The sequence below is a fragment of the Actinocorallia aurantiaca genome (assembly GCF_039533685.1).
Lineage (GTDB): Bacteria > Actinomycetota > Actinomycetes > Streptosporangiales > Streptosporangiaceae > Actinocorallia > Actinocorallia aurantiaca.
The window spans coordinates 282488-296479 of record NZ_BAAATZ010000019.1 but is presented as its reverse complement, the minus strand read 5'-3'; the positions used below and the strand labels follow the sequence as shown (position 1 = coordinate 296479).

Annotated in this window: 17 protein-coding genes; 8 read left to right on the top strand and 9 right to left on the bottom strand. The window is 70.3% G+C overall.

Annotated elements, in window-relative coordinates; genetic code table 11:
- Nucleotides 1-54: 54 nt before the first annotated feature.
- Both ABD327_RS23545 and ABD327_RS23540 read left to right on the top strand, forming a co-directional pair.
- Nucleotides 55-900, top strand: coding sequence for an HpcH/HpaI aldolase/citrate lyase family protein (locus ABD327_RS23545; RefSeq protein ID WP_344452819.1), 846 nt, complete (start codon nucleotides 55-57; stop codon nucleotides 898-900).
- A 113-nt stretch (nucleotides 901-1013) separates the two neighbouring features.
- Nucleotides 1014-1445: a hypothetical protein gene (locus tag ABD327_RS23540; protein ID WP_344452818.1), complete on the top strand. Its 432-nt coding sequence runs from the start codon at nucleotides 1014-1016 to the stop codon at nucleotides 1443-1445.
- A gap of 126 nt (nucleotides 1446-1571) precedes the next feature.
- On the opposite strand, the gene ABD327_RS23535 is transcribed toward ABD327_RS23540, so the two are convergent.
- The gene (locus tag ABD327_RS23535) at nucleotides 1572-2516 is read right to left on the bottom strand and encodes an oxygenase MpaB family protein (protein ID WP_344452817.1); all 945 of its coding nucleotides are present in this window, start codon (nucleotides 2514-2516) and stop codon (nucleotides 1572-1574) included.
- Between the two features lie 153 nt (nucleotides 2517-2669).
- Between ABD327_RS23535 and ABD327_RS23530 the strand changes: the two genes are divergently transcribed.
- A complete protein-coding gene (locus ABD327_RS23530; RefSeq protein WP_344452816.1) occupies nucleotides 2670-3224 on the top strand; it encodes a TetR/AcrR family transcriptional regulator in 555 nt (184 codons plus the stop codon).
- 4 nt (nucleotides 3225-3228) lie between these two features.
- Here ABD327_RS23530 and ABD327_RS23525 read toward each other — a convergent pair whose 3' ends face one another.
- Nucleotides 3229-3741, bottom strand: a complete 513-nt coding sequence (locus ABD327_RS23525; protein ID WP_344452815.1) for a nitroreductase/quinone reductase family protein — start codon at nucleotides 3739-3741, stop codon at nucleotides 3229-3231.
- 188 nt (nucleotides 3742-3929) lie between these two features.
- Between ABD327_RS23525 and ABD327_RS23520 the strand changes: the two genes are divergently transcribed.
- Complete coding sequence (locus ABD327_RS23520) at nucleotides 3930-4301, top strand: cupin domain-containing protein (protein WP_344452814.1); 372 nt, start codon at nucleotides 3930-3932, stop codon at nucleotides 4299-4301.
- A 7-nt stretch (nucleotides 4302-4308) separates the two neighbouring features.
- On the opposite strand, the gene ABD327_RS23515 is transcribed toward ABD327_RS23520, so the two are convergent.
- Genes ABD327_RS23515 through ABD327_RS23485 form a run of 7 tightly spaced genes read right to left on the bottom strand, consistent with a single transcriptional unit; the run spans nucleotide 4309 to nucleotide 9507 of the window.
- Nucleotides 4309-5163 (bottom strand): sulfurtransferase, encoded by an 855-nt coding sequence (locus ABD327_RS23515; RefSeq protein ID WP_344452813.1) that lies wholly within the window; start codon nucleotides 5161-5163, stop codon nucleotides 4309-4311.
- Nucleotides 5160-5909 carry an ABC transporter ATP-binding protein gene (locus tag ABD327_RS23510; RefSeq protein ID WP_344452812.1) on the bottom strand — a complete coding sequence of 250 codons (750 nt, stop codon included), beginning with the start codon at nucleotides 5907-5909 and terminating at the stop codon, nucleotides 5160-5162. Before ABD327_RS23510 ends, ABD327_RS23515 begins: the two co-directional genes overlap by 4 nt.
- Complete coding sequence (locus ABD327_RS23505) at nucleotides 5906-6664, bottom strand: ABC transporter permease (protein WP_344452811.1); 759 nt, start codon at nucleotides 6662-6664, stop codon at nucleotides 5906-5908. The genes ABD327_RS23510 and ABD327_RS23505 overlap by 4 nt, the downstream gene beginning before the upstream one ends.
- Entirely contained in the window at nucleotides 6661-7188 is a 528-nt protein-coding gene (locus tag ABD327_RS23500) for a nucleoside/nucleotide kinase family protein (RefSeq protein WP_344452810.1), read from the bottom strand. The genes ABD327_RS23505 and ABD327_RS23500 overlap by 4 nt, the downstream gene beginning before the upstream one ends.
- Nucleotides 7185-7577 (bottom strand): pyridoxamine 5'-phosphate oxidase family protein, encoded by a 393-nt coding sequence (locus ABD327_RS23495; protein WP_344452809.1) that lies wholly within the window; start codon nucleotides 7575-7577, stop codon nucleotides 7185-7187. The genes ABD327_RS23500 and ABD327_RS23495 overlap by 4 nt, the downstream gene beginning before the upstream one ends.
- Entirely contained in the window at nucleotides 7574-8476 is a 903-nt protein-coding gene (locus ABD327_RS23490; protein WP_344452808.1) for an ABC transporter substrate-binding protein, read from the bottom strand. Before ABD327_RS23490 ends, ABD327_RS23495 begins: the two co-directional genes overlap by 4 nt.
- Entirely contained in the window at nucleotides 8473-9507 is a 1035-nt protein-coding gene (locus tag ABD327_RS23485) for an ABC transporter substrate-binding protein (RefSeq protein WP_344452807.1), read from the bottom strand. The genes ABD327_RS23490 and ABD327_RS23485 overlap by 4 nt, the downstream gene beginning before the upstream one ends.
- A gap of 121 nt (nucleotides 9508-9628) precedes the next feature.
- Between ABD327_RS23485 and ABD327_RS23480 the strand changes: the two genes are divergently transcribed.
- From ABD327_RS23480 to ABD327_RS23465, 4 genes are all read left to right on the top strand, one after another.
- Nucleotides 9629-10261, top strand: a complete 633-nt coding sequence (locus ABD327_RS23480; protein WP_344452806.1) for a GntR family transcriptional regulator — start codon at nucleotides 9629-9631, stop codon at nucleotides 10259-10261.
- An 88-nt stretch (nucleotides 10262-10349) separates the two neighbouring features.
- Nucleotides 10350-10991, top strand: a complete 642-nt coding sequence (locus tag ABD327_RS23475) for a Crp/Fnr family transcriptional regulator (protein ID WP_344452805.1) — start codon at nucleotides 10350-10352, stop codon at nucleotides 10989-10991.
- A gap of 65 nt (nucleotides 10992-11056) precedes the next feature.
- On the top strand, nucleotides 11057-11800 hold the full coding sequence (locus tag ABD327_RS23470; RefSeq protein ID WP_344452804.1) for a hypothetical protein: 744 nt from the start codon (nucleotides 11057-11059) through the stop codon (nucleotides 11798-11800).
- Entirely contained in the window at nucleotides 11797-13977 is a 2181-nt protein-coding gene (locus ABD327_RS23465; protein ID WP_344452803.1) for a hypothetical protein, read from the top strand. The genes ABD327_RS23470 and ABD327_RS23465 overlap by 4 nt, the downstream gene beginning before the upstream one ends.
- Nucleotides 13978-13992 lie beyond the last annotated feature (15 nt).

Sequence of the window (13992 nt, the reverse complement as noted above, 5' to 3'; positions counted from 1 at the left end):
CATCATGCGCACCGTCATCGCCAAAGCCCTCACCAGCGGCAAGAACACCATCGGATGAGCGCCCGCTCCGCCCTCTACGTCCCCGGCGACGCGGCCGACAAGCTCGCCAAGGCCCTCACCAAGGGTGCCGACGAGCTCATCGTCGACCTCGAGGACGCCGTGCCCCAGTCCGGCAAGGAGGCGGCCCGCGCCACGGTCGCCTCCTGGCTGGACGGCCTCGCGCCCGGGACCGCCCGTCCCCGCCTGTGGCTGCGGATCAACCCCGGCGCGCAGGGCCACGAGGACCTGCGCGCGGTAGTCGCCCCCGGACTGACCGGCGTCTGCGTCGCCAAGGCCGAGGACCCCGCCGACCTGGCCGAACTCGACGCCCTCCTGACCTCGCTGGAGAAGGAGCGTTCCCTCCCCGAACCCTTGCAGCTCATCCCGCTGCTGGAGTCCGGCGAGGCCCTCTTCCGCGCCCGTGAACTGGCCCGCTCCGCCCGCGTCACCCGCCTCCAGCTGGGCGAGGCCGACCTGGCCGCCGACCTGGGCGTCACCCCCTCCCCGGACGGACGCGAACTCCTGTGGGCCCGCTCCCAGGTCGTCGCCGCCAGCGCCGCCGCCCGGATCAGCCCGCCGATCGCCCCGGTGAGCACGGACTTCCGCGACCTGGACGCGCTGCGCGAGTCCACGGAGTCCCTGCGCCGCCTGGGCTTCTGGGGCCGGGCCTGCATCCACCCGGCCCAGATCCCGGTCGTCCACGAGGTCTTCACCCCCTCGGAGGAGGAACTCGCCAAGGCCCGCGACATCGTCGCCCGCTACGACGAGGCCCTCTCCACCGGCTCCGGCGTCTGCCTCGACGCCTCGGGCCGACTCATAGACGAGGCGGTGGTCCGCTCCGCTCGCCGCCTCCTCTCCTGACCTGACCCGTCGGGAGAACCCGGAGTCCGCCGACCCCGCGTCGGCGGGCTCCTCCTTCGGCGATCCCCGGCCCGCCGGACACCTTCCTGCGAGAATCGCCCGAGGAGGTGTGAATGAACGCCGAGGTCCTGAGGCACTGGGCGGAGCGCCTGTGCGAGATCCCTTCCTCCCGGTCGACGACCGTCCTGTCCGTCCTGGGAATCCAGGGAAGCCTCGTCGCCCACTTCAACGATTTCCTCGTGGAACCACCCCCTCCCGGCACCGGTTCCCTGCGGGTCTCCGAACGCTCCGGAGAGCTGTTCATCCTGGAACTGATCCCGGCCGGGACGGCCCCCGTCACCCCCGCGGACCTGACCCCTCACTTCGGCCCGGGAAGAGACGTCGTCCGCGTGCACTGGCAGGACCCCTTCCCCCTCTGCTACCGCGTGGAGCTCCCCGGATCCCCTCACTACTGCGACCTGTTCGCCTACTTCCCCTCGCCCCCCGCCGCGACGACCCCGGCCCTCCGCCTCACGCTGCGCCGCCAGCCCTCCCGTCCCGCCTGACTCGCCGAAGCGGCAGCCGTTCCCCTGGGTGGGTGGTCCAGGGCGTCTACGAACCGGTCTGTCTTCCAGCCCCAGGTCAGGGATTTCTCCGGCCCGGCGGAGCAGTGGCTCCGCCGGGGGAGGGCATCACAGGGGGCGGGTCACCAGGGCGTGGTCCAGGCGTTCCTTGGCGCGGGCGGCCTCGCGGGCACGGTAGGCGATGGGCATGTAGCGGAGGCGCTCGGGGAGGAGGGGGGTGGTTCGGGCGATGGTCTGGCCGATGATGCGCAGGTTGCGGTCGTCCCGGGAGGTCCAGGTCAGGCCCAGTTTTTCGCGGGCGGCCGGGGGGAGGGTGCCGGTGGTGATGAAGCGGCCCAGGTTGCCGACCACCGCCATCATGGGGGCCAGAGCCGGACGCAGCTGGGCGGGGATACCGGGCGGGACCTTGTCCATCGCGTCCAGGACCTCGAGCGCCACCTTGTGGGGGACGAGGGTGTCGGCGACCATCGCGTCGAAGTAGCGCCAGTAGTCCGGGATCGTCGCCGGGAGCATGCGCTCGGGCACCCGCAGGATGCGTCCCAGCCGCATGAACTCGTCGAAGATCTGCTGTTCCTTCTGCGGGGTCATCGGTTCCGTCGAGAAGTAGCGGGGCGCGGTGACGGCGGCGTAGAAGCCGGTCAGGTGGACCCAGGCCCACGGCTCGGCCGACAGGGCGTGGTGGCTCACGCCGTGCTCGTCCACGGCGCTGAGGGGCTTGTGCATCTCCCGGAGGCGCCTGCCCTCCTCGATCGCGGTCTCGCCGCCGTAGATCCAGGTCTGCACCGAGGCGAAGCTGCGCCTCGCGCGTCCGACGGGGTCGGTGCGGAAGCTGGACAGCTGGTCGACGACGGTGCCGATCGCCGGGTGCATGGCCTGGAGGATGAACACGCTGTTCCCGGCGAGCGCCGAGGTGTACAGGCCGAACTGGTCCCACAGCAGGGAGCCCGGGCCGAACGGTTCGACTTCCCCCTCCGCCTTCCGGACGGTCGCCGGACCGCCGGAGAGCGGCCGCGTGGCGGCCTCGGGAGAATCGCCTTCCTCGAGCAGACTCATCGCTCGTCCTTCCGGTGACGGGGTTCTTTCCCGTTAAGCTAAACGCGAATAAGCAGTCGCTTACAAGTCGCATTCGGAAAGCGGGCCGCAATGCCCTCCCCGCCTGGGAACTCACCCCGGAAAATCCCCCGCCAGGAGCGTTCACGTCGCACCGTGGAGCGGATCCTGGACGCCGCTACTCGCGTTCTGTCCGAGCGCGGATACGACGGCGCGTCCACCAACCGCATCGCGGCCGCCGCCGGCATCAGCAACGGCTCGCTCTACCAGTACTTCCCGAACAAGGACGCGATCGTGGTGGCGGTCCTGGACCGCTTCGCCGACCGCCTCGCCGAGAGGCTCGGCGAGGAGATCGAGGCCGCCGTGTCCGAACCGTGGCAGGCCGGCGGCCGGGCCCTGCTGGAGGCCCAGCTCCGGCTCCTGGAAGAGGACGCCGACCTGCTGCGCATCGTCGTCGAGCAGGTCCCCCGACTGGGCCCCTTCGACAAACTCGCCGCGCTCCAGCAGCGCCTTGCCGACATGGTCCGCATCTACCTGCTGCTCAACCGCGACCGCTTCCGCCCCGGCCTGGACGTGAACACCGCCCTCTGGATCCTCACCGAGACCGTGGGCCAGCTGTCGATCCGCTACGTCCTGGACCGCCCGCCCATCCCCCACGACCGCATGGTCGACGAACTGACCGAACTGATCATCCGCTACATCGGCCGATGACCGCTCAGCGCCGCGGCTCCGCGACGACGCGGAAGACCGGAAAGTCTCCGGCGACGGCCGCGAACTCCTCCAGCGGGGCCTTGCGGTCCACCGGCACGTGAGGCCGGGCGCCCGGCGCGAGATCGAGGTAACGGCGCAGGATCGGCGGACGGGCCGAGACCTCGACCTCCTCCAGGCGCACGGGTTCGCGGCGGCCGTGGCGCAGGACGGCACGGTCTCGCGCCGCGCGGACGTTGCGCACCCAGTGCGCCTGCTCGCCGAGCATCGACACCAGGTAGCGCTCTCCCTCGTGGTCGGCCACGACGACCGGGAAGGAGAGGAGCCTGCCGGTGCGGCGCCCCCGCACCTCGAGTGTCATCCAGTTGCGGGGGACGAGGATCCCGCGGGAGTACTGGAGAGCCGACAACTTGTTCAGCAGCCGGGCGAGGAGGTTCGGACGGCCCGCCGGATACATCCACCTTTTGAACCGGTAGAGCAGACCGCCGTGGCGGGCCTGTCCTTTCGCTCCGCGTGCCATACCGCACCTCCTTTCCCCGATGGTCGCACTGTACGCCTCCGGAGGACAGGGGCGTTGGTCCGGCGGGACGGGGACCTCCGCCTCCTCCGGAGTGCGTCGTCGATCACTCCGGGACCTTTTCGCGACTACCGGCCACCGGGCCGGGGTAACAGTGCGGCATCTGATCACCCGATATGTCAGGAGATACAGTGCAGCACTTCACCATCGCCACCGTCGCCGAGGAGAGTGCCGACTTCCGCCGCGTCCTGTGGACCGGGCAGCACAGCCAGCTGGTCATCATGACCATCCCGCCGGGCGGCGAGATCGGGGACGAGGTCCACGAGGAGAACGACCAGATCCTGACGTTCGTCTCCGGAACCGGCGAGGCCCGCGTCGACGGCGAGGTCCGCGAGGTCGCCCAGGGGGACCTCGTCGCCGTCCCCGCCGGAACCCGGCACAACTTCGTCAACACCGGCGTCAACCCCCTGATCCTCTACACGGTGTACGGCCCGCCCGAGCACTCGGACGGCACCGTCCACCACACCAAGAAGGAAGCCGACCTCGCGGAGGAGCACAGCTGAGAAGATCTCAGCCGAGAGTCAGGGGCAGCGACGGGTCCGCCGACCATTCGGCGAGGGAGCCGTCATAGAGGCGGACGTCGTCGCGCCCCAGGAGCGACAGGGCGAAGACGACGATGGTGGCCGAGATGCCGCCGCCGCAGTAGGCCACCAGGGAGGGTTCTTCCAGGGGGTCGGCCAGGCGGGCGGCGAGTTCTTCCCGAGGCAGGAAGCACCCGTTCTCGTCGAGCAGGTTCTTGGCCGGGCTGTTGAGGCTCCCGGGGATTCTGCCGGGACGGCTGTAGGACGTCGTGCCCTCTCCTCGGAAGACCTCCGGTGCCAGGGCGTTCAGAAGGCAGGAGGAGCCGGAGGCGACGATCTGTTCCACGTCGGAGCGCCGGGCCAGGAGTTCCGGGCGGGGGGCCGCGGTGAACGACGTGCCGGGGTACGCCCGAGGGGTCGAGTCGAGGGGCAGGCCGGCGGCGCGCCAGGCGGGCAGGCCGCCGTCGAGGACGCTCACGTCGTCGAAGCCGAAGTAGCGCAGCAGCCACCACAGGCGGGTCGCCCACATCGGTGACTCCTGGGTGTAGACCACGACCTTCGTTCCGGGGCCGATGCCCAGCCTGCCCGCGGACTCGGCGAAGCGGGAGGCCGCAGGCAGAGCGAAAGGCAGCGGGGCGGGGGCCGCCAGGTCGCCCACGAGATCGGCGAAGGATGCTCCCGGGACGTGTGCCTCCTTGTACGTGGCGCGGCCGCTTTCCGGAGTGTACGGACCGCCGCCGGGCGGGCGGACGAGCCGGACGGTGGCGTCGAAGACCCGGAGGGAGGGGTCGGAGAGTCGGCCCGCGAGTTCGGACGGGGAGATCAGGCTGATGCGTTCGCTCATTGCTCCTCCCCCAGGAGGGTTTCCAGGAGTTCGGTCTCGATCCGGGTGAAGGCCGGGTCGCTGAACGTCGCCAGGGTGCGGGGGCGCGGGAGGTCCACCTCCACGGACTTGACCACGGTAGCGGGGCGTGGTGAGAACACGTAGATCCGGTCCGACAGGAAGATCGATTCGCGGACGTCGTGGGTGATGAGCAGGACGGTCCAGCGGTGCTTCTCCCAGATCCGCTCGATCCACTGCTGCATGCGGGCCCGGGTCAGCGCGTCCAGGGCGCCGAACGGCTCGTCGAGCAGGAGGACCTCGCGTTCCTGGACGACGGTGCGCAGCAGGGCGGTGCGCTGGCGCATCCCTCCGGACAGCTGGGCGGGGTACGAACGCTCGTATCCGGCCAGGCCGAAGGTCTCCAGCAGTGGCTCGACCCGTCGGCGAGCCTCCTTCCGGCGGACGCCGGCGACCTCCAAGCCGAGTGTCGCGTTGTCCATGACCCGGCGCCAGGGCAGCAGCGCGTCCTTCTGGGGCATGTAGGCGAAGCGTCCGGGCTGCTGGGCGAGCGGCTTGCCGTCCACCAGGACCTCTCCGGACGACGGAGGCAGCGCCCCGGTCAGCACGGAGAAGGTGGTGGACTTCCCGCTGCCGCTCGGCCCGAGGATGGAGACGAACTCGCCCTCCCCCACGTCGAGGGAGAGGTCTTTCAGGACGGGCACCCCGTCGAAGGAACGGTTCAGGTTCCGGATCTCGACCTTGCTCATGTCCGCTTCCCCGCCCTGTTCCACGGTGTGACGATCCGTTCGACGAGGAAGGTGAGCGCGAACAGCGCGAGGGTCAGCGCGGCGCTGACTCCCACGGCGGCCAGCACCAGGTCGGTCCGGAAGGAGTTCTTCGCGTTCTGGATGTAGATGCCGAGCCCGGCCGTCGCCCCGGCGTACTCGGCGAAGATCGCTCCGACGACGGCGTAGGTGATCGAGATCCGCAGCCCGGCGAAGAAGAACGGCAGCGCGGTCGGCAGCCGCAGGCTCCAGAAGACCCGCCGCCGTCCGGCGCCCATCGTGCGGAGCAGGACTTCGCTGTCCCGGTCGGTCGCCGCGTAGCCCTCGACTAGGCTCACGGTGATCGAGAAGAAGGTCACGAAGGCCACCAGCAGGATCTTCGGCAGCAGGTCGAACCCGAACCAGAGCACCACCAGCGGCGCGATCGCGACGAGCGGCAGGGTCTGGGTGACGATCAGCACCGGCATCAGGGCGCGGCGCAGGATCTTCGACAGGTCGATCAGCACCGAGAGCGCGAAGGCGACCACCAGGGACAGCGAGAAGCCCAGAAGCGTGGCGCGCAGCGTGGGCAAGGTGTTCTCCCACAGGGCTTCGCGCTGCTCCCAGCCCTGGGCCAGGATGCGGGTGGGGCCCGGCAGCACGCTGGGGCCGAGGCCGCCGTGGTCGGCGTACAGCTGCCAAGCGACGAGCAGCAGCGCGATCAGCCCCGCCGGGGGAAGCCAGCGTCCGGCTCTCATGGCTTCACCACCGCGTCCGCGCGTTCGGGGGTCCGCTCACGGGCGAGCATCGCCGTCTCCTGCGCCGCCCACCGTTCCCAGTGCGGGCCGTAGATGTCCCCGTCACGCTCCAAGGCGCGCTGTTTGCGGTCCTCCTCGGACAGCTCCATCCAGACGAGGAGGCTGATGTAGCGGGCCGCGCGTGCGCAGCCCGCGCCGACACCCTCCACGACGAGTTCCTCCAGCGGGTCCAGCGGGACCGGTTCCTTCCACGTCCCGTCGATCCAGTCGTAGTGCGGGACGAGCGCCCGCCGCCCTTCGGACAGGGGGGCCAGCACGTCGGCGACGAGCCGGTCGACCCCGTCCTCGAGTCCGTCCCAGCCGCCGTAGAGGTCCTCAAGGCTGACGACGGGCGCGTTCAGGTCGCGGGCGAGCTCGGCGGCCAGCGTCGACTTGCCGGAACCGGACCGGCCGTCGACGGCGATCACCCGGGTCCGTCCCGCTTTGGGAGGTGTGCTCCTGAGGCGTACGGCGAGTTCGTTCACGAGGGGCTCCCGTAGACCAGCACCCGTTCGGGCCGGATCCGCAGCACGGTCCGTGAAGCCTCCTCGGCGGGGTTCGTCACGACGTGCGGCTCGCCGGTGTAGGTGCGCGCGAGCCGGTCCATCAGTTCGGCCGCGCCGTCGGTCTCGACCATGGCGGCGCCCTCCACCCGGACGTAGTGCTGCGGCCGGGCCCGGTCGTAGACGAGCACGCTGACGCCGGGGTCGGCGAGGACGTCGCGGACCTGGCGCCGGAAGTCCTTGCTCACCATGAACAGCTCGTCGCCGTCCCTGCCGACCCACATCACGCACTGGTGCCGCTCCCCCGTCGCCAGGACCGCGAACTCGGGCGCGTCGAACAGCCGACGCGCCGCCTCGGGCAGCACGGTCATGCCGTCTCCAGGAACTCGTCGGTCGTCGCGTCCTTCCAGACGGAGGCGTCCGGAACGATCCCGTTGGCCGCGAGCCACTCGGCGTAGGGCTTGTGGAGTTCTTCCCGCTGCGTGCCCCACCGTCCCTCGTGCGTCCAGCTCCCCGAGATCAGGGTGAGGGAACGTTCCAGAACCGGCTTGGGGAAATAGGGGATGTAGTGCTCGAAGGCCTCCAGCGCCAGTTCCGGGGACTCGACCGCGGCCAGGTAGCCCCTGCGGACGGCGCCGAGGAACGCCCGCACCAGTTCGGGGTCGTTCTCCAGCGTCTCGTCGGACGTCCCCAGCAGGTAGCTGTGGAAGGGCGGCGCGCCGATCTCGTCGACGGGCCAGTACACGCCGGGCTTGCCGAGCAGGACGTCCCAGGCCCAGTAGTTGCCGAACGTGGCGTCGGCGAGCCCCGCCTCCAGGTCCTCGACGCGCAGTTCCCGCAGGTGGCTGTCGACGGTGATCATACGGTCGGGGTCTCCCCCGTCGGCGGCGACCAGGTGCCGGACCATCGCGACGCCCCGCGGTGTCGGGTTGAAGGCGATGCGGCGGCCTTCGAGGTCGCGGGGACGGGTGATGCCGGACCCTTCGTGGGTCTGGATCGTCTCCATGCCCCGCTGGTTGATCGCCGCGAGGCCGGTGAGCCGCTCGCCCCTGGCGCGGCGCACGAACAGCCGGTTGGTGGGGAACACCGCGAAGGCGGCCTCCCCCCTGGCGAGGTATTCCAGCGAGTCTCCGCGCGACGGGTCCGCCGACGACAGCTCGACGTCCAGCCCTGCCTCTCGGAACCAGCCCTGCTGCGCGGCCACGAACAGGCCGCCGGAGTTCGTCCAGGGGTGCAGGTACTCCACCATCACTCGTACATGGCGGCTCATTCCGCAGCCTCCGGCAGGTAGTCGTTGGTGTAGTAGGCGGACCAGTCCGGCTTGGCGTTCAGCTTCTTGCCGTCGCCGTCGACCAGGAGGCCGTTGCCGTACAGGAAGTCGCCGTAGGCGCTCCAGTGGTCCGCGCTCTGGTAGCCGACCCGCCCCTTGTCGTCGCGCAGGTAGCCTCCGTCGACGAGCGCCTGCTGGCTCTGGATCACCAGTTCGGGGTCGGGGAAGACGGACTTGTTGGCGTCGATGAGGATCTCGGCCGCTTCCTTCGGGTGGTCGGCGGCGTAGGCGTAGCCCTTCTGCACCGCGGAGAGGAACTTGCGCGCCTCGTCTCCGTTGCCCTTCAGGTACTTCTGGCTGGTCGCGAGCAGGTTGGAGTACTGGTCGGGGAAGCCGTAGTCGGTGAGTTCGAAGGTCTTCAGGGGCTTGCCGACGAGCTTGGCCTGGACGACCTCCCAGGTGACGACGGAGATGGTGAAGTCCGCCTTGCCGTTGTAGACCGCCTCGTAGGCGGCGGTGTCGAGGGTGACGTTCTTGAACGTGCCCTTTCCGCCGTCCTGCTTGATGACGTACTCGAGCTCGGGGCCCTCGTCGGGCGTGCCGAACCCGGCGTACGTCCTGCCGTCGAGGTCCTTGGGCGACTTGATGTCGTCGCGGTCGGCGCGCACGCCGATCACGTAGGTGCCCTTCTGGTTGGGGGCGAAGACGCTGACGACGTCGTTGCCGCCGGCCTGGGCGTAGGCCACACCCGCCTGGTAGGAGAAGCCGAAGTCGGCGGTGCCCTGGGCGACCAGCGTCTCGGGCGCGGTCGAGGCGTACGGGATGATCTTCAGCTCGAGGCCCTGCTCGGCGAAGTAGCCGAGCTTGTCGGCCACGTAGACGCCGGTGTGGTCGGTGTTGGGCGTCCAGGCCAGCGCGACCGACACCTCGGCGCCCTTCTCGTCTTTCCCGTCGCCGGACGAGCCGCAGGCCGCGACCGACAGCAGGGCGGTGATCGCCAGGGCGGCCAGCCGTGCGGTTCGTGTTCTCATCTTCATCCCCTTTGAACTGGGCATACGCGACATTCGGCGACGTACAGGGCTGTACTATACAGATCTAGTAGGAAATGTAAAGTCTTTCTGTATACACGCGGATCCAGTAGTGTCCACAGACGTGACGTACGAACGTTTGCGAGAGGACGTCCTCGCCGGACGGTTCCCCGCCGGAAGCCGGCTCCTGGAGACGACCCTCGCCGCCGAGTACGGCGTTTCCCGCACCCCCATACGGGAGGCCCTCACCCGCCTGACCCAGGACGGCCTGCTCGAGCGCGCGTCCCGCGGCTACCGGGTCAGGGCAGGAACCGCCCAGGACATCCTGGAGATCTACGAGGCGCGCATCGCCCTGGAGGGCCAGGCCTCCGCCTCGGCCGCCGAGCGCCGCACCGACCTGGACCTGGCCCGCCTCCACCACCTCCACGACACCGCGACCGACCCCGCCGCCGACCCCGCGACGGCCCGCGCCGCGAACAGCCAGTGGCACCACGCCCTCTGGCAGGCCGCCCACAACGGGACGATCGAAGCGCTCCTGACCCGCCTCACCGCCCAGCTGCGCATCTACGACCACGGCCGCCACGAGACCCCCGAGGACCTCGCCCTCACCCGCGACGAGCACTCCCGCATGCTCCACGCGATCGAGGCCCGCGACCCCGCCGAAGCCCGCGCCGCCAGCGACCAGCACCTGGGCCGCTCCCGCGAGATCCGCCTCGCGGCCTTCGCCCGCACCACCCCCGTCGAACCAGCCTGGTGAACCGGCCCGCCGGAAGACTGCGATCACAGCACCGCCACAAAACCTAGATTCCGCCATGAACAACAACGAGTTATGACAAACAAGATGGGTGGACTTCCCTGCGGAGACGTGGAAGCTGTTCACCTCGGCCGGCACCGAGGTGAGGTTCGGTACCGGGGAGAGCCTGCTGCGGCAGGGCGATCCACCGACGCACGTCTCGGTCCTGCTGTCCGGCCGGGTGAAGGTGCTGACCGGCTCCGCGGACGGAACGGTGCTGCTGCTGGCGGTGCGCGGGCCGGGCGAGCTGCTCGGGTCGATGGGCGTGGTCGGAGGGCACGGCCGGTCGGCGACCGTCGTCGCCTTGGAACCCTGCGTCACGCGGGTGCTGGGCGCCGAACGTTTTCGGGAGCTCATCCGGGCGCACGGGCTGGAGGAGATGCTCCTGCGGCGCACGATGCTGCGGATGCTCGAGGGAGAGACATGGCGGGCGGAGCTGGCGGCTCTGCCCGCGGAGCCGCGGGTCGCCCGGGCGCTGGAACGGCTCGCGACACCCGGCGCGGACGGACTGCCGGAGGTCGACCTCGACCAGACGGAGATCGGGCAGGCGGTGGGGCTGTCCCGCGGCATGGTCGCCGCCGCGCTGGCCCGCTTCCGGAAGCGGGGCCTCGTCCGCACCGAACGGCGCAGAGTCGTCATCCGTGACCTTCCCGGGCTGCGGGACCTGGCCGGTTCGGGCCAACGGGACGTCTGATTTTCGACATTCCCACCAAGATCGTCTTAGCAGAGTGGTGTCACCTCACGACTCCGGGAGACACCATGGAAGATTTCCACGCGCTGCTCGTCGTCGACGTCGAGCGGTTCAGCAGCCACCGCGACAGCGACCTGCCCGACCTCCACCTGGAGATCCGCGCCGCCGTCGCCTCCGCCTTCGAGGCGAGCGGGCTCGGGGAGGTCTGGAAGGCGGTCCGGTTCCTGGAGAGCACCGGTGACGGGCTCCTCGCCGCGCTGCCCCACCGAACGCTCCCCGCGCTCATCGACCCGTTCCCGCTGTGGCTCCAGGAAGCACTGGCCCAGGCCGCGCCCCGGCTGCGGGCGCGCGGGATGCGCCTGCGACTGCGGGCGGCACTGCACGTCGGCCTGCTCGACGAGGAGCGCCTGGACACGCCCGGCATCTCCACCGCGGTCATCGACGTCAACCGGCTCCTCGACGCCGACCCTCTACGGGACGCACTGAAGAACAGCGACCCGGACTCCACCTTCACCGCTTTCCTGCTGTCGGAGGAGGTCTTCACCACCTATGTGCGCGGCGGCCGGACCGAACTCCGCGCCAGCCGGTTCACCGAGGTGCGGGTCAAGGTCAAGCAGTTCGACCGCCCCGCCCACCTCTACGTGCCGGTCCCCTCCCGGATCGAGACACCCGCCGAAGCGGCCCCCGCCGCGTCGCCCCCGGTCCGACGACCCGGCGGAACACCGGCCGGTGGAGTGACGATCAACGGGGATCGCAACCAGAACGTCTTCGGAAACGAGATCGGCGGCGACTTCCGGATGGGACGGCCATGACGGCGACCGAGGACGTCACGATCAACGGGGACGGCAACCAGAACGTCTTCGGGAACGAGATCGGCGGCGATCTCATCCTCCAGCAGCTCAGCTTCGTGCGCCGCCGCGCCTCGATGGTCCTGTCCTCGGACGAGGTCGACGAGCGGGTCGAGGAGTACGTGCCCTCCTTCAACCACGCCCAGATCGTCGAGGCCCTCCGGCACTTCCGCGTCGTGGCGCTCGCGGGGCCGGACGGCTCCGGGGTGAAGACCACCGCCATCGCGGCCCTGCGGGAGCTTCACCCCGGCCTGGCGATCCGGTTGTTCTCCACCGGTGAGGACGACGTCGAAGAGGTGGGGATCGGCGGTGTCCGCGGGTATCTGGTGCGCGCGGCCGACGAGGACGGGTCTCGGCTCCGGACCTGCGTCGAAGCGGTTCTCTCGTCCGGCGGCTACCTGGTGGTCATGGGCACGGAGGCCGAGCAGCGGCGGTTCGCCGATCACCTCCATGTGATCCCGGTCGAGCCGCCTCCGGCCGAGGCCGTCTACCGCCGTCGGCTGGATCGCCGTGGTCACGGCTCCACCCGTTGGTACGACTGGCCGAAAGCCCGCGCTCTTCTGAAGGGCTCGCCCCCCGGCGACGGACGCCGCCTCGCCGATCTCGTGCGGGACGCCGCCCAGCGGGGCGGCGACGAGTACCAGGTGGAGCAGGCCTACCTCGGGTGGGATGAGGAGCTGCGCGGCTGGTTCGTCCGGCACGAGCTGCTGGAACGGATCCTGATGATCGCCGCCGCGACGATCGCCCCGGCCGACGAGGACAGCGTGTACGGCGCAGCGCTGACCCTGGCCAGACGGCTGGACGTCCCCCTGGAAGGCGGCGGTCTGGCGTGGCACCCGTCCGCCGCGCTGGACGGGCTGCTGGACGCCGACCGCGAGGACGACGACCGGCTCGTGTTCCGCCGCCTCGGCTACGCCGAATCGGTCCTGCGGCACGTCTGCACCCAGTACCCGCTGGCCCGGCTGGATCTGGTGTCCTGGCTGTCGGAGCTGCCCACCGACCCCGTCATCACCCTGGCACCCGAGCTCCGGTACAAGCTCGTCGAGTCGTTCGCCGATCTGGCGGCCGAATACGACCTGCCGGAGAAGATCGCTCAGCGGGCGGAGCACTGGGCGGACGGCCGGCGGCGGACCGCGGACCTGGCCTACATCGTGCTCGCCCGGACCTGCCTTCACCCCCGTGTCGGCGGCCGGGTGCGCACAAGGCTCTACACGTGGTCCCGGGAGCGGAACGCGCCCCGGTCCCTCAAGCTGACGGTCGTCCAGGTCTGCGAGATCCTGGGGCAGACCCACCTTTCGATCGCGCTGACCCGCCTCAAGCATCTGGCGACCTACGGGGACGCGGAGGTGCGGAACAAGGTCTTCGAGGTGGCCCGTTCCCTCGCGGAGAACAATCCCCCGGCGGTCTTCCGGACGGCGCTGCAGTGGTGCCGGACCGGGGCCCAGATGTCCGACCGAGCCAACATCAACAGAATCGAGGTGGGGCTGCGGCTGCTGCGCACCCTGCTGCCCCGGGGCGGTCCGGCCGAACTCCGCGACGTCCTCGGCGTCATCGACTTCCTGGCCGCACAGGGCGATCCCCGATTCCGCCCCCTCCTCCTGGAGAACCTGCTGAGCCTGGCGGCCGAGCACCCGGCGGCCGTACTCGGCATGATGCTGGCCTGGACGGGGAACACCAGCGACCCCCGTACGGAAGCCGTCGTGCTCCGGACGTCCCTGGGCGCCGAAGTCTTCCTAGCCCTGGCCGGAAGACGGGACGGCTCGGGCCTGCCGCTGCTCCTGTCCGGCCGTGCCCCCATCGACCTCGCAGCCCTCACCCCCACCTGGTCCGTGGCGTTCGGCATCGCCTCAGGCCCGGACCGCTGGCTCCCCGAGTTCGAAGAGGTGCTCCGCCTCTGGCTGGAAACAGCCGTCGCCCGGCCCGCCCTGCGCCCCGACGTCCTGCCACCGCTCCTCAACGCGGCGGAGAGCACACCGGGCGGAGCGAATCTGCTGCTGAACCTCGTCGCGTCGTGGTCGAACGGCAGGCCGGAGTGGCGCGCAGTCAGGGAGGCAGTACTCGTCCGGCTGCTCCAACCCGAGTGGCAGAGATGGGTGCTGATCCTCTGGATCCGGTTCCGGGGACTCTTCGAAAACCGCTAGAACCCTGATGTTCGT

Excerpts from the sequence above, each read along its gene's own strand:
- ABD327_RS23535 (WP_344452817.1), bottom strand. The coding sequence starts at position 2,516 with ATGAGTCTGCTCGAGGAAGGCGATTCTCCCGAGGCCGCCACGCGGCCG.
- ABD327_RS23465 (WP_344452803.1), top strand. The coding sequence starts at position 11,797 with ATGACGGCGACCGAGGACGTCACGATCAACGGGGACGGCAACCAGAAC.
- ABD327_RS23490 (WP_344452808.1), bottom strand. The coding sequence starts at position 8,476 with ATGAGCCGCCATGTACGAGTGATGGTGGAGTACCTGCACCCCTGGACG.
- ABD327_RS23505 (WP_344452811.1), bottom strand. The coding sequence starts at position 6,664 with ATGAGAGCCGGACGCTGGCTTCCCCCGGCGGGGCTGATCGCGCTGCTG.
- ABD327_RS23485 (WP_344452807.1), bottom strand. The coding sequence starts at position 9,507 with ATGAGAACACGAACCGCACGGCTGGCCGCCCTGGCGATCACCGCCCTG.
- ABD327_RS23470 (WP_344452804.1), top strand. The coding sequence starts at position 11,057 with ATGGAAGATTTCCACGCGCTGCTCGTCGTCGACGTCGAGCGGTTCAGC.
- ABD327_RS23540 (WP_344452818.1), top strand. The coding sequence starts at position 1,014 with ATGAACGCCGAGGTCCTGAGGCACTGGGCGGAGCGCCTGTGCGAGATC.
- ABD327_RS23515 (WP_344452813.1), bottom strand. The coding sequence starts at position 5,163 with ATGAGCGAACGCATCAGCCTGATCTCCCCGTCCGAACTCGCGGGCCGA.
- ABD327_RS23495 (WP_344452809.1), bottom strand. The coding sequence starts at position 7,577 with ATGACCGTGCTGCCCGAGGCGGCGCGTCGGCTGTTCGACGCGCCCGAG.
- ABD327_RS23545 (WP_344452819.1), top strand. The coding sequence starts at position 55 with ATGAGCGCCCGCTCCGCCCTCTACGTCCCCGGCGACGCGGCCGACAAG.
- ABD327_RS23510 (WP_344452812.1), bottom strand. The coding sequence starts at position 5,909 with ATGAGCAAGGTCGAGATCCGGAACCTGAACCGTTCCTTCGACGGGGTG.
- ABD327_RS23525 (WP_344452815.1), bottom strand. The coding sequence starts at position 3,741 with ATGGCACGCGGAGCGAAAGGACAGGCCCGCCACGGCGGTCTGCTCTAC.